At 59.1% G+C, this 14,314-nt stretch carries 8 protein-coding genes and 1 pseudogene; 7 read left to right on the plus strand and 2 right to left on the minus strand.

All coding sequences use genetic code 11. The annotated features are described in order from the left end of the window. Positions 1-15: 15 nt before the first annotated feature. The 5 genes from U5G49_RS19500 to U5G49_RS19520 all read left to right on the plus strand — a co-directional run bounded on the left by U5G49_RS19500 (position 16) and on the right by U5G49_RS19520 (position 10,594). Positions 16-1,704 (plus strand): ABC transporter ATP-binding protein/permease, encoded by a 1,689-nt coding sequence (locus U5G49_RS19500; RefSeq protein WP_193446719.1) that lies wholly within the window; start codon positions 16-18, stop codon positions 1,702-1,704. Positions 1,705-1,804: 100 nt separating this feature from the next. Beyond that, positions 1,805-2,473: a CBS domain-containing protein gene (locus tag U5G49_RS19505; protein WP_018446430.1), complete on the plus strand. Its 669-nt coding sequence runs from the start codon at positions 1,805-1,807 to the stop codon at positions 2,471-2,473. Between the two features lie 406 nt (positions 2,474-2,879). After that, on the plus strand, positions 2,880-5,345 hold the full coding sequence (locus U5G49_RS19510) for a phosphoketolase family protein (protein ID WP_113544240.1): 2,466 nt from the start codon (positions 2,880-2,882) through the stop codon (positions 5,343-5,345). Between the two features lie 30 nt (positions 5,346-5,375). Next, positions 5,376-9,269 carry a GH36-type glycosyl hydrolase domain-containing protein gene (locus tag U5G49_RS19515; RefSeq protein ID WP_193446718.1) on the plus strand — a complete coding sequence of 1,298 codons (3,894 nt, stop codon included), beginning with the start codon at positions 5,376-5,378 and terminating at the stop codon, positions 9,267-9,269. Between the two features lie 5 nt (positions 9,270-9,274). Further along, positions 9,275-10,594: a glucoamylase family protein gene (locus U5G49_RS19520; protein WP_193446717.1), complete on the plus strand. Its 1,320-nt coding sequence runs from the start codon at positions 9,275-9,277 to the stop codon at positions 10,592-10,594. Between the two features lie 180 nt (positions 10,595-10,774). Here the strand turns inward: U5G49_RS19520 and U5G49_RS19525 are convergent, their stop codons facing one another. Both U5G49_RS19525 and U5G49_RS19530 read right to left on the minus strand, forming a co-directional pair. Further along, positions 10,775-11,953 (minus strand): acetate/propionate family kinase, encoded by a 1,179-nt coding sequence (locus tag U5G49_RS19525; RefSeq protein ID WP_193446716.1) that lies wholly within the window; start codon positions 11,951-11,953, stop codon positions 10,775-10,777. Positions 11,954-11,989: 36 nt separating this feature from the next. Then, a pseudogene (locus tag U5G49_RS19530) lies at positions 11,990-12,550 on the minus strand (phosphate acyltransferase); the annotation flags it as partial. A 958-nt stretch (positions 12,551-13,508) separates the two neighbouring features. Here U5G49_RS19530 and U5G49_RS19535 point away from each other — a divergent pair. Further along, positions 13,509-14,009: an NADH-quinone oxidoreductase subunit J family protein gene (locus U5G49_RS19535; protein WP_017961909.1), complete on the plus strand. Its 501-nt coding sequence runs from the start codon at positions 13,509-13,511 to the stop codon at positions 14,007-14,009. After that, positions 14,009-14,311, plus strand: a complete 303-nt coding sequence (gene nuoK, locus U5G49_RS19540) for an NADH-quinone oxidoreductase subunit NuoK (RefSeq protein ID WP_017961910.1) — start codon at positions 14,009-14,011, stop codon at positions 14,309-14,311. Before U5G49_RS19535 ends, nuoK begins: the two co-directional genes overlap by 1 nt. The last annotated feature ends 3 nt before the right edge of the window (positions 14,312-14,314 follow it).

Genomic DNA, 14,314 nt, shown 5'->3' on the forward strand with positions numbered 1-14,314 from the left:
GCCAAAAGGGATGCCATGGACACGCGACAAATTCCCTTCAAGGTAACCGCCGTTCGCTTCGTACGAGCGGTCAGGGTCTTCATGACATCGGAGGTCGGCAGCAAAGCTGGCTTGATGTTTGCCGGGCTCGTGGCGCTCTTGTTCGCGCTCAGCAGCCTGAACGTCGTCAACAGTTACGTCGGCCGTAACTTCATGACCGCGATCGCCAATCGCGAAACGCCCGAATTCATCCGGCAGGCAATATTCTATATCGGGGTCTTTGCGGCATTCACCATCGTCGCGGTCGTCTCCCGGTTCATTGAGGAACGCCTTGCGCTGCTCTGGCGGGAATTCCTCACCCGGCGGGCCATCAATCTCTATCTCGCCGACAGGGCTTATTATCAGCTGGATGTGTCGGGACAGCTTAGCCACCCCGACCAGCGGATCACTGAGGACATGCGTGTATTCACGGTCACTACGCTGTCCTTCGTCCTGATGGTACTCAACAGCAGCCTCACAATCATAGCCTTTTCCGGTGTGCTGTGGTCGATAAGTCCCCTGCTGTTTGTGGTGGCCGTTCTGTATGCCGCTTGCGGGTCGTACCTGACGATCGCGCTTGGGCGACCTCTCATCAAACTGAACTACGATCAGCTCGACAAGGAGGCCAGCTTCCGCTCCGGCCTAATTCAAGTTCGAGAAAACGCCGAATCCATTGTGCTGGCACATTGCGAAGAACAGCAGAGCTTTCGTCTACTGCAGCGACTCGAGGATGCGGTCACCAATTTTCGCAAAGTCACCGCGATCAATCGCAACGTGGGATTCTTCACCACGGGTTACAACTGGCTGATCCAAATCATTCCCGCCTTAATCATTGCTCCTGCCTACATGAGAGGGGACATCGACTTCGGCGTGATCACCCAGTCCGGCGCAGCTTTCGCAATGCTGGTGGGGGCTTTTTCGCTGATCATAACCCAGTTCCAGTCCATCTCGACGTTCGCTGCGGTCGTGGCGCGGCTTAGCTCGCTGATGGAGGCTATAGAACAGGTACGAGCACCCGCAGGATCAGGTATCGCGATTGTCGAAGAAAAAGGGCGTCTGGCCTATGAGAGGTTGACTCTGCTGTCATCGGCGAGCGAAGTTCCTGTCGTCAAAGACTTGTCGGTTTCGATCCCCATCGGGATGCGTGTCTTGATCACGGGGCCGGCTCAAGCTGCACGCGTCGCGCTGTTTAGAGCGACAGCCGGCATTTCCTTCAAGGGCTCCGGGCGCATCATTCGCCCAGGTCCCGACGATATACTCTTTCTCCCTCAGCGGCCTTATCTTCCGACAAGCACGCTGCACCAGATTCTCGTACGCAACGTACGCTCGAGCAAAATCCCCGACGACCGCATCATCCAGCTCCTGCACGAGCTCAATCTCGAACGGGTGCTAGCACAAGCGGGCGGGCTAGATGCCGAGAAGGATTGGGAAAAGTTGCTTTCGCTGCAGGAGCAGCAACTCCTCGCGCTCGTCAATATTCTTCTCGCGGCCCCGCAGTTCGTCTTCCTGGATCGAATCGACACGACGCTTGGTCTCGAACAATTTCCCAGGATCCTGCAGATACTTTCTGAAAATTCGATCACCTGCATCAACAACGCGGAAACTGACGTCCTGCGCGATTGCCACGATGCGGTGTTGGAATGCGGTGAGGATGGCAGCTGGACATGGACGGTGAACCGCGCCTGAGACAGGGCGCGGCAACGCCGTTAATTTGGTTGTCGTACACCCGCAACAGGTTTAATTTAGCAAATCCTCGTTGCCCTCTTTGGGGGAAGGTCGTGCGGAGATGCTAGTCAAAGATGTGATGACCACGAAGCTTGTCGGTGTATCACCGGATAACAGCGTTCGGCGAGCCGCCGAAATCATGCTCGCAAATCAGGTTAGTGGCGTCCCGGTCATCGACGATGCGGGTCGCCTGATCGGGATCCTCAGTGAAGGTGATCTGCTGCGGAGAACGGAGTTAGGAGGGGCAGCCGCCGCCGAACTCGGAACGTTTGCCCTTACCGCCGAAGAGAAAGCCACGGCTTACGTCAAGAGCAACGCGTGGAAAGTTGCCGACGTCATGAGCCGCGACCCGGTCGTCGTAGGCGAGGACACGTCTCTGGGCCAGGTCTCAGCCTTGATGCAGAAACACCGGATAAAACGTATTCCCGTGATGAGAGATGGCGTGCCGATTGGCATCATCAGTCGTGCAGATCTGCTGAAGGCGATCGTTGCTGCCGATCGTGATGAAACCGCACCAGGTGACGAGGCCATCCGTCGCAGCATTGCGATACGCCTCAGCGAAAATTCAAGTCTTCTAGGAAAAGACATGGCCGTAACGGTTACTGACGGCGTGGCCCACCTGTGGGGAAGCATCGACACGGAGGAATGCAAGAGGGCAGCGCGCGTCGCTGCCGAAAGTGTCAGGGGCGTGACGCGAGTGGTTGAACACTTCTCCGGCGATCGTCCGTGAGAGTCAGCAGGCTCTTTGCCATCGGCTTCGGATTAAACCTCAGACACCTTCGAATTTGACTGTGCTTCAGACGCGTTTCGTGAGAGTATTAGCTCTTACGCATAGACAGCCTGGCACGAAGCCGTTTTTTGACGGCAGGGCGATACATAGGAGCAGGAGGCATGGGTGATGGACCGCCGCAACGGCGTGCCAGCGCCTTAGGCTGATTGAAACGGGCACCAATCGCATATTCGGTCGATAACGATCGCGGGGCAGACTATGCCTCGCGCTTAGCATTCCTTCCGCCAAGCATCGCACCGCCCTCTTCAATCGCTGGCATTTAAAAACTCCTGGCATTTAAAAACTCGATGATTTCTCGCCTTGGAAGATCTTACCGTAGCAATCTGGGCTCAGAGGAGGAGATACCATGGTTTCGCTCAAGACGACTGGAGACGCAAAGGTCGCCATACACAAGAAGATAGCAACGGGCGGCCCCCTTTCGAAAAAAGAATTACAGTCGATGGACGCCTATTGGCGGGCATCGAACTATCTGTCGGTGGGTCAGATCTATCTTCTCGACAATCCGCTGCTGAAAAAACCATTGAAACGCGAGCATATAAAGCCACGGCTGCTTGGCCATTGGGGCACCTCGCCGGGCTTGAACATGCTTTACGTGCACCTCAACCGCGTGATCAAACGCGATGACCTTGAAATGATCTACGTCATCGGACCGGGACATGGCGGACCGTCGCTGGTTGCGCACGCCTATCTCGAAGGCACCTACAGCGAAGTCTATCCCAATATCGGCCAAGACGACGAAGGCATGAAGAAGCTGTTCAAGCAGTTCAGCTTCCCCGGCGGCATCCCCAGCCATGTTGCGCCGGAAACCCCCGGCAGCATCCACGAGGGCGGCGAGCTGGGCTATGCCCTTAGCCACGCCTACGGGGCGGCGTTCGACAACCCGGATCTGATTGTCGCTTGCGTCGTCGGCGACGGGGAAGCCGAAACGGGGCCGCTTGCGACGGGATGGCACGGCAACAAGTTCCTCAATCCGGCTCGCGACGGCTGCGTGCTGCCGATCCTGCATCTGAACGGCTACAAGATCGCCAACCCGTGCTTCCTGGCCCGCATTCCCCGTGAAGAGCTAAGGAAATTCTTCGAAGGCATGGGCTACACGCCATATTTCGTCGAAGGCAGTGACCCAGAAAGCGTGCACCAGCAATTGGCCGGCGTGCTCGACACAGCAGTGACGGATATCCAGGAAATATGGGCAGCAGCCCGCACCAAGGGCAACGTGAAACGTCCGATGTGGCCGATGATCGTTTTCCGCACGCCGAAAGGCTGGACCTGCCCCCCCGAGATCGACGGTAAGAAGTGCGAGGACTATTGGCGGGCGCACCAGGTGCCGATGGGCGACATGGACAAGTTGGAGCACATCCAAATTCTGCAGGAATGGATGAAGAGCTACCGCCCAGAGGAACTGTTTGACGACAATGGCCGCTTCAAGCCAGAGCTGGCGGCGCTGGCCCCCGTGGGGCATCGTCGGATGAGCGACAATCCGCATGCCAATGGTGGATTGCTGTTGCGGGACCTGAAGATGCCCGACTTCCGCGACTACGCAGTCTCCGTTCCAAGGCCCGGGCAAACCCACACCGAGGCGGCGCGGGTGATGGGTAAGTTTCTCCGTGATATCATGAAGATGAACATGGACAGCAAGAACTTCCGACTGTTCAGCCCCGATGAGAACAACTCCAATCGCTGGCAGGATGTATTGGAGGTCACCGACCGCTGCTACATGGCGGAGATCTATCCGGAAGATGATCATCTGTCGCCCGATGGCAGAGTGATGGAGGTGCTCAGCGAGCATCAATGCCAAGGTTGGCTGGAAGGTTACCTGCTGACCGGCCGGCATGGCTTCTTTTCCTGCTATGAAGCTTTCATCCATATCATCGACTCGATGTTCAACCAGCACGCCAAATGGCTGAAGGTGTGCAACGACATTCCATGGCGGCGATCGGTCGCCTCGCTTAACTACTTCCTGAGTTCCCACGTCTGGCGGCAAGACCACAATGGCTTTAGCCATCAGGACCCGGGGTTCATCGATCACGTGGTCAACAAGAAGGCGGAGGTTGTCCGGGTCTATCTGCCGCCGGACGCCAATACATTGCTCTCGGTGACGGATCACTGCTTGCGCAGCCGCAACTACGTCAACGTCGTTGTCGCAGGCAAGCAGCCCGCCCCGCAGTGGCTCACGATGGATCAGGCCATCAAGCATTGCAGCGAGGGTCTCGGCATTTGGGAATGGGCAAGCAACGACAAGGGAAGTGAGCCAGACGTCGTGATGGCATGTTGTGGCGATGTTCCAACAGTTGAGACGCTGGCGGCAGTCGAGCTGATCCGGGAGCACCTGCCGGAACTGAAAGTCCGCGTCATCAACGTGGTGAACCTGATGAAACTTCAACCGCCATCCGAGCATCCACACGGGCTGCCGGATCGCGATTTCGATGCACTGTTCACCAAGAACAAGCCGATCATCTTCGCCTTCCACGGCTATCCGTGGCTCATTCACCGACTCACCTACCGCCGTACCAATCACGGCAATCTACACGTCCGCGGCTACAAGGAAGAAGGAACGACGACGACGCCGTTCGACATGGTGGTCCTGAATGAGATGGACCGTTTCCATCTGGTCGAGGACGTCATCGACCGGCTGCCGCAACTCGGTGCGCGCGCTGCCTATTTCAAACAGGCAATTCGCGAGAAGCTGATCGAACACAGGCAATACATCGAGAAATACGGCGACGACATGCCAGCAATCAGCGGCTGGAAATGGGGCTCGAAAGGCCAGCCGGGAAGGTCCCAAAGAACCTCGACCGAAGGGGATAATGCTTGAGCGGCGGCGTCCAATCGAACGGAGGTTCCAGTGGCAACGAGCACGTCCGACGCAGCACGACATGACAATATCGCGGAGCCGGCGAATCCCGGCTCCGCGGTCGCCTTGCTTTCCAACGATCGGTATAGTGTGCTGGTCACGGCCGCCGGGGCCGGTTACGGAATGTGGCAAGGCCTTGACATTACCCGGTGGCGCGAGGACAGCACCCGCGATTGCTGGGGCCAATTTTGTTATATCAGGGATCTGACGGACAACGATCTCTGGTCCATCGGAAAGCAGCCAATATTTCGCCCTTTAAATGTCTACAAGCACGCCTTTCACGGAGACAGGGCCGAATTTGTCTGTCACGCCGGTGACATTGAAATCGTCTCGAAGATCTGTGTCGCGTCCGATGTGGACGCGGAGGTGCGTGTGCTCATGATCATGAATCATGGTACACGGGAACGAACCCTCGAACTGACAAGCTATGCCGAGGTCTGCCTGATCAATCGTCGCGCGGATATGGCGCATCCGGGTTTTGCCAAGCTATTTATAGAAACCCGGTTTGACGAGGCGACAGGCGCTCTGTTTGCCCGCCGCAGGCCACGTGCTGCCGGGGAGAAAGCCACTTGGGCAGTTCACGTTTCCTCATCGAACGTGCCGTCTGCCGAAGCGGCCGAATATGAAACCGATCGGCTGAGATTTCTTGGCCGAGGCCGGACGATAACCAACCCCTCGGTATTCGGCGTGGGCGCATCGCTCTCCGGAACAACCGGCCCTGTCCTCGACCCGATTTTCTGTCTGCGGCGAACGGTTCGTCTGGCGCGAGGCGCCGACGCGCGCGTCGCCTTCGTCACAGGAGCGGCAGACGATCAGTCGGCCGTGCAGCGCATCGCCGAGAGATACGCCAAGTTCGACGCGGTCGAACGAGCTTTCTCCGATGCGTCAAGGAAATACGAAAGCGAGCTCCGGACACTGAACCTGAAGCCCGACGATATCTCGCTGTTCAATCGGCTGGCCGGGAGCGTCGCATTTGCGAACCAGGCCATGCGGCAGGCGCCCGTTATCCCGAGAGATCGATGGGATCAAGCGGCCCTCTGGGCTCAAGGTATCTCCGGCGACCTCCCGATCGTGCTGGTCCGCGCGGATGGCGATGGGGATCATGCGCTCGTTCGCCAGGTGACGATGGGCCATGATTTCGCTCGACGGAGGGGCTTGAGATTTGACCTGATCCTGCTTGACGGGGGCGGTGCAGAAAGCGCCAAGCGGCTGGCCGAAAAGCTGCAATCGGGCCCGCAAGCGGACATGATCGGCAAACCCGGCGGAATCTTTATCCTTTCCGAGCCCGGTACCGAAAGCGACCACCTGGCTACCATCGCCGCGGCGGCGCGCATCGTCCTGCTGGGAACCGGCGGTGAACTCAGCGATCAACTCAACCGGCCCTTCCCGGCCACGTCACCTCTTTCGCCCAACATCACCACTGGGCTGAGCGAGCAACCCACAGCCCCTCCGCCTAAACCAGCCGAGGATTTGCAATACTGGAATGGGTTCGGCGGCTTCACAGCCGATGGACAGGAGTATGTGGTGCACGTGAGCGCGCTCAAACCCCAAGCCGCCGCCCTGCCGCCGGCGCCTTGGAGCAACGTGATCGCAAACCCGCATTTTGGCTGTCTGACGACTGAAGCCGGTCTCGGCTACACATGGTCGGAGAATAGCCAGATGAACCGGCTAACACCGTGGTCGAACGACCCGGTTACGGATGCGCCGGGCGAAGTCCTCTATTTGCGGGATGAGGAAACCGGAGATATCTGGACGCCGACACCCCTGCCTATCGGTCCTGGTGCGGCGGTGACCGTTCGTCACGGCCAAGGCTACAGCCGTTATATCGGTCACTGCCGTCACCTCGATCAAGAGCTGACGGTCTCCGTTTCACTCAACGATCCGGTCAAGATCATTCGTCTCAGGCTTACTAACAATGATGTTCGGGCTCGGCACGTCACAGCAACCTATTTCGCTGAGTGGGTACTTGGGACCCACCGCGAAGACGCGGCGACGCGGATTGTCTGCACGCGGGATACGCGGTCGGGCGCCATCGTCGCCAGAAACCCCTGGGGCGGAGCCTTTGCCGGGAAGCTGGCTTTCGCAGCCGCCAGTCAGCCGGCGCGCTCGGCGACATCTGACCGCGCGGAGTTTCTTGGCAACTATGGTTCCGTATTTCAGCCAGCGGCTATGCTGCGAACCAATCTTGCAGAACGGTTCGGTCCATTGCTGGATCCCTGCGCTGCGCTGATGGTGGATATCTCCTTGTCACCCGGCGAAAGCAGAGAAATCGTCTTTGTCTTGGGAGAGACTACCGACCTCGATGAAGTCCGCAAGCTGGTCCACGAGCATGCCGACTCCGAGCGTGCGGTCAGTAGCCTGTCGGCTGTTGTCCGCCAGTGGGACGATATTCTAAACTCGATCCAGGTGACCACGCCCGATGTCGGGATGAACTTGATGATGAACCGCTGGTTGCTGTACCAGGTTCTGGCGTGCCGTGTCTGGGCGCGTACATCCAATTATCAGTCCGGAGGCGCTTACGGCTTCAGGGATCAGCTCCAGGACGTGATGGCTCTGGTCTACAGCGCTCCGAGCGAGGCCCGCTCCCAGATCCTGCGATCGGCAGCACGGCAATTTGAGGAGGGGGACGTCCAGCACTGGTGGCATCCTCCATCCGGTATCGGCGTGCGTACCCGGATCACCGATGACCTCTATTTCTTGCCTCTGGTCGTTCACCACTACGTGTCCACGACGGGCGACGTTCAACTGCTTGGTGAGATGGTTCCCTTCATCACGTCGCCGGTGTTGAAAGAAGACCAGGAGGAAGACTTCAACCAGCCGGCGACCAGCGAACAGTCCGGCTCTATCTACGAGCATTGCATCCGTGCGCTGGGGCATGGCTATCGATTGGGCAGCCACGACCTTCCTCTCATGGGAACCGGTGACTGGAACGACGGCATGAACAAGGTCGGCGCCGAAGGCAAGGGAGAGAGCGTCTGGAACGGCTGGTTCTTCCTCACGGTCCTGAAATCATTTGCCGAGATTTCAGTGTCGCGTGGAGATCAAAGCAGAGCCGCCTGGTGCCGCGAGCGAGTCGAGGCGCTGCGCACAGCCCTTGAGGCCAACGCCTGGGACGGTGGTTGGTATCGCCGGGCCTATTTTGACGATGGCACGCCGCTCGGGTCGGACCTGAACGACGAATGCCAGATCGACGCCATCCCGCAGGCCTGGGCCGTCATTTCGGGCGAAGCCGATGCTGGACGAGCTTCAAACGCGATGCGTGCGGTCCACGACCGGCTGGTCCTCCAAGAGGACAAGCTGATCAAACTCTTCGACCCGCCTTTTGACGAAGGCTTGCTACAGCCCGGCTACATCAAGGGCTATGTCCCCGGCATCCGTGAAAATGGCGGCCAATACACGCATGCGGCAACCTGGGTTGTCTGGGCGACCGCTTTGCAAGGCGACGGCGATCTCACCTTAAAGCTTTGGAACCTGATCAATCCGATTTGTCATGGCGCCACGCGAGATCAAGTCGAACGCTACAAGGTGGAACCATATGCGGTCAGCGCCGATATCTATGGCGCGCCGCCACACACTGGGCGCGGTGGATGGACCTGGTACACCGGATCGGCCAGCTGGCTCTACCGCGTAGCGCTCGAGGCGATCCTCGGCTTTCGCCAGCAAGGGCCGTTTCTGCGGTTCGAGCCGTGCGTTCCGGCAGGCTGGCCGGCCTATGAGATCGCATACCGATATGGATCAGCGACCTACCGCATCCGTTTCGACAACGCGAAGGGCATCGGCCGAGGCGTGCACTCCGTCACCCTGGACGGTGAACCAGTCGCGAACGAAGCCGTCTCGCTCGTGGATGACGGACGCATACATAACGTCCACATCATAGTTGGTTAGCGGCCATGCCCGAAATGCTCTCAACCGACGCTGATCTCGACCGCATGCCAACGGACCAGGACCTCGCTCGGCTGCAATTCACCACTCTTTTGTACTATCTCCAATGCACAAACCCGGACAACGGCCTGGTGCGCGACAAGACAGAACCGAACGCCCCGGCAAGCATCGCGGCGATCGGCATGGCGTTGGCGACCATCCCCGTGGTTGTAGAACGCGGCGTCCTCATACGCGAATTTGCGGCAAAGATCACCCGCAATCGCTTGAGATACCTGATGGCATGCCCGCAGGGGCCGGAGCCGGATTCATCCGGCTACAAAGGGTTTTTTTATCACTTCCTAGACATCGAAACGGGGCGCCGGGTTTGGCAATGCGAGTTGTCGACAATCGACTCGGCTTTCCTGTTCGCAGGTGCCTTGACCGTTGCCACCTACTTTGATGGCGACACGGCCGCTGAGGCTGAAATCCGCCAGCTCGCGATGGCGCTTTACGAGCGCGCCGACTGGAATTGGGCCTGCGATGGCGGTGCAACTTTAACGCATGGCTGGCGTCCAGAGAGTGGCTTCATCCCCTATCGGTGGCGTGGCTATGATGAAGGCCTGCTGCTCTACATCATTGGTCTGGGATCCCCAACTCACCCTTTGCCGCCCGAGTGCTATGCCGCCTACACCGAAACCTACGAATGGCGGAATATCTACGGCCGCGAATTGTTGTATTCAGGACCGCTTTTTACCCATCAACTGTCGCACATGTGGATAGACTTTCGAGGCATCCGCGATGCGTTCATGCGCCACCATGGCACCGACTATTTCGAAAACAGTCGGCATGCGACATATATCCAGCAACAATACGCAATCCGCAACCCGATGAACTTTGTAGGGTATGGCGAACATTGTTGGGGGTTCACCGCATGCGACGGCCCGGGTTGGGGCAAGCGGACGATAGCTGGGGTCGATCGGGAGTTCTTCGACTACGTTGCCCGCGGGGCTCCTTTCGGACCTGACGATGGGACTATCGCGCCATGGGTCGTTGTCGCCTCGCTGCCGTTCGCGCCGGAGATTGTCGTGCCAACTGTCCGCAACTTTGCGCGGATGAAGCTCGGTATGACGCGGCTTTACGGCTTCAAACCGTCGTTTAACCAGACATATGCGGTGGAAAACAGTCAAGCCGGATGGTGGGTAAGCCCTTATCACTTCGGCATCGACCAAGGACCGGTGGTGCTGATGATCGAAAACTATCGGACCGGCTTGCTCTGGAACATCATGCGCCAATGCAAGCCCATCGTGACCGGGTTGAGACGTGCGGGATTTTCAGGGGGCTGGCTTTAGATTGGATGCCGCTTGGATTCTATCGCCTCACGCCCGCGGATGCCAACTCTCGCCTTCGTTGTCAATTGGTTTCTTCCGGGAATGCGAAGGCGAGCTGGATTACTTCAACTTGGCGGGATCAAGGGGTCGGCGGCTGTTTTGTTCGGGCCGAAAGGGTTGATCATGCGCATTACATTGGTTTCAGGGTGCTGCTATGAGTGCAAGCGTGTGGCGGGCGATCATCAGTTCCTCATCCGTCGGCAGGACGTAGAGCGCGACGCGGCTCGCAGAAGTGGAAATGAGCACCGCGCCTGCTTCGTTGGCCGCGGGATCGAGTTCGGCTCCCAGCCAGGCAAGCCGTTCGGCGATGCGAGCGCGGATTGGCGGCGAATTCTCCCCGACGCCAGCCGTAAAGACGAAAGCGTCAAGACCTCCAAGCGCGGCGGCAAGCATGCCGGCACTGAGCGCACAGCGATGGACGAAGTGATTGATGGCGAGGGCCGCACGCGGGTCATCGCTGGCAAGAAGATCGCGCATGTCGGCCGAAATGCCTGACAGCCCCTTCAGACCGGACGCCCTGTAGAGAAGGTCCGTAACCTCCCCCATGGTCATTCCTCTGTGATCGAGCAGGTATAGCACGATGCCGGGATCCATCTGGCCCGGGCGGGTGCTCATCGGCAAGCCATCGAGTGCAGTGAAGCCCATCGTAGTCTCAAGGCTGCGTCCGTCCATCAGCGCGCACATGGACGCACCGCTGCCGAGGTGGGCAACTATGATGCGTCCACCGGCGATTCCGGGCGCGACTTCGGCCAACCGCTCGGCAATGTATTCGTAGGACAGGCCATGAAAGCCGTATCGTCGTACTCCGTGCTCGTAGTAGTCCCAGGGCAAGGCGTAGCAATCCGTATGCGGGGCGTGGCCGCGATGGAAAGCGGTGTCGAAACAGGCGACCTGCGGCACATCCGGATTGATTTCCATCGCGAGGCGGATCGGCGCGAGGTTGTTCGGCTGGTGCAGCGGAGCAAGCTCCTGGAAAGTCGCAAGCTTGTCGAGTGTGTCGCGGTCTATGAGGATCGGTTTCGCATAGTCCGGGCCGCCATGAACGACGCGATGACCAGTGGCACGGAGCGTGAAACCCTTAAGGGTCAGCAACCACGCACGGATTTCAGCGATTGCCGCCGGCAGGTGGTCGACTACCTCCGGCGCATATCGACGATCAACCAGGACCGTCCCGTCGGCGGCGCTCGCCGCGAGACGGGGCCGTACTCCGATGCCATCCATCTGGCCGCGAATGCCGCATTTGGGGCCGGTGTCGGCGATCTCGAAGATCTGGAACTTTAGGCTTGACGAGCCGGCGTTGACGACAAGGATCGCGTCCATGGTTCAGGCCGCCACTTGTGTCACACGCCGCCGGGCGGCGGAATGGATCACCACACGGGGCTGACCGAGCCCGACCGTCGTCCAGAGGTCGATTGCATTCTGCACGATGTCGCGTTTAACATCGAGGTCGGGAGAGATGTTGATCGCCGCGTCGGTGATGAAGAGCGTGTCGGCGTGGTCAGGCAGATCCATCACGAAGATATGGCTGACGCGGCGTTCGGTGCGCAGGCCGGTGGCGGGGGCCGTGACGTCGCGCATCAGTTCGTCCGTATGGAGGCTGCCCTTCATGAGGAACTCGCCCTTTCCCTCTCGTACCAGGACGACTGCCTTCGCCGCAGCGGCGTGGCTATTTGGAACGTCGACGATTTCGTGCTCTTTCAGATCAAGCCCATTCTCCGCGGCCACCGTCTGAATTCTTGCGGCGGGCTCCACCAGGACCGGTACGATCAGTCTGTTCTCGGCGTCAAGCGCGCCCTGCAATGACGTCTCGTCGCAGGGATGCGCCACGATCGTGACGGCAGGCGCAACCTCCCGTGCAGCGGCAATCAGTCGGTCGTATTTTGATTGTTCAGGTTTGGTCGTGGAAAGGTCGGTCATTGGGAAGCTCCCTCTGCTTCGATCAGGATGCGTTGCGAACGCGAGCGCTCTTGCTTGCCGGTCCGCGGACTGGGTTGCTGCCGAATTCCTCCTTGCCGAGGCTGAACAGCTCGGCCACACGATCGAGGCAATCGGCTCCCGCCGGCTTCCAACGCCCGACGACACCAGCAGCTCGCGCAGGGCCTCGAAGGCCTTTCGGCGCTCGTCCATGTCCGCCGGCAGGAGTGCCGGAATTGTCCCAAGGACCCGGGCTCGTCGATCAAGAGGACGAAATACTGTTCTCGCATCATCGTCTTGAACCCAGCCAGCGTCAATCGACCTGCGCTGGCACGACTTTCGTAGCCGAGGCGCAAGGGGTGGGGATGCCGCATCGGCCACCGGCGGCGTAATGGCCGCCCGGACGGCTGGCTAGGCAAAGACGCGGCAGTTCGCGAGATTGATCTCCGAGAGTCGGGCCGCAGCGGCGGAGCGATGTTCGTCCTCGATCTCATTGCCGGCGGCCCTACGGGCATGCGTGTTTGCCAGCGGCTTCCAATAAGCAATCGATCCAGTGACTCGATTGCCCGCCGAGCGGGCTGCTCCACGAGGAGCGTTTTGTTTTTTGGAGGGAAAGATTTGGGTGCGGGGGCCTGAAGCCACAGAGACTTGTAACTTCGGCGGAACAGCCGGTGTTATTTGGAAGAAATTTCCCACTACGCCGTAACAAAACGTCGGTACCGACCGGCTCAAGCCATTTGCCTATGGAACAATGAAATCGGTACGGCGCTATCGAAAGCGCGCGCTTCGCAAGCGACCTTCGCCACATCCGGACCGACCCGGTCTTGCTCCGCCAATGACAATAATCTTGTGAAAAATCCGATTTTAGGGCACAATTTTTGAACGCATCGGAAGTTGCGGCGCAATCTCAAATCCGGCCGTCTCGCGCCGGGTAGCAGTTCGCGTCGGAGGGTCGGCGTCGATGGATCAGGGGTTCTTTCTTCTGTTCGCTACGGTGTCCGTGATCACCGCCTTGACGCTGGTCATGGCGCGCAATCCGGTTCACAGCGCATTGGCGTTGATGGCGTGCTTCCTGCAGATATCGGCAATCTTCGTCTTGCTCGAGGCGCCGCTGCTCGCGGTCATCCAGATCTTTGTCTATGTCGGCGCGATTATGGTCCTGTTCGTCTTCGTGATCATGATGATCGATGTGCGCGAAGCGGTCTTGCAACGGTTCTTGCCGGGCGGCAACATGGCGGCTCTGGTGTTGCTCGTCCTGCTTGGGATCGAGATGGTTGCGCTGGTGCTCTGGAGCGGCCGCTTTTCGCTCACGCAGCCCGTCACCGTGCGCGGTGGCGATCAGGTCAGGCAGCTCAGCACAACGCTGTTCGCCGACTATCTCCTGCCGTTTGAAGTTGCGTCCGTCATCCTGCTGGCCGCCCTGATCGGGGCCATCGTGCTGGCGCAGAAGGAGCAGCGGTGATGGTTCCGCTCTGGTGGTATATTTTGCTCGGAGTGGCGCTGTTCGTGATCGGAGCGGCGGGCGTGCTGCTCAGGCGCAACATTCTGGTCGTGCTGATGTCGCTGGAGCTGTTGCTCAACTCGGTCAACATCAATTTCATCGCTTTCGGACGTTACTACGCCGATTTCCGCGGTCAGATTTTCGCGATCTTCGTCATCGCAATCACCGCGGCGGAGGTTGCCGTCGCCCTCGGAATCCTGGTCGCCCTCGTGAGGAACAAATCTACCCTCAAGGTCGACGACGTGACCATGATGAAAGGATAGAGG

Source organism: Rhizobium indigoferae, from assembly GCF_034554815.1.
GTDB lineage: Bacteria > Pseudomonadota > Alphaproteobacteria > Rhizobiales > Rhizobiaceae > Rhizobium > Rhizobium leguminosarum.

Coding starts and splice junctions, on each gene's coding strand:
- U5G49_RS19500 (WP_193446719.1), top strand. CDS start 16: ATGGACACGCGACAAATTCCCTTCAAGGTAACCGCCGTTCGCTTCGTA.
- U5G49_RS19505 (WP_018446430.1), top strand. CDS start 1,805: ATGCTAGTCAAAGATGTGATGACCACGAAGCTTGTCGGTGTATCACCG.
- U5G49_RS19510 (WP_113544240.1), top strand. CDS start 2,880: ATGGTTTCGCTCAAGACGACTGGAGACGCAAAGGTCGCCATACACAAG.
- U5G49_RS19520 (WP_193446717.1), top strand. CDS start 9,275: ATGCCCGAAATGCTCTCAACCGACGCTGATCTCGACCGCATGCCAACG.
- U5G49_RS19525 (WP_193446716.1), bottom strand. CDS start 11,953: ATGGACGCGATCCTTGTCGTCAACGCCGGCTCGTCAAGCCTAAAGTTC.
- U5G49_RS19535 (WP_017961909.1), top strand. CDS start 13,509: ATGGATCAGGGGTTCTTTCTTCTGTTCGCTACGGTGTCCGTGATCACC.
- nuoK (WP_017961910.1), top strand. CDS start 14,009: ATGGTTCCGCTCTGGTGGTATATTTTGCTCGGAGTGGCGCTGTTCGTG.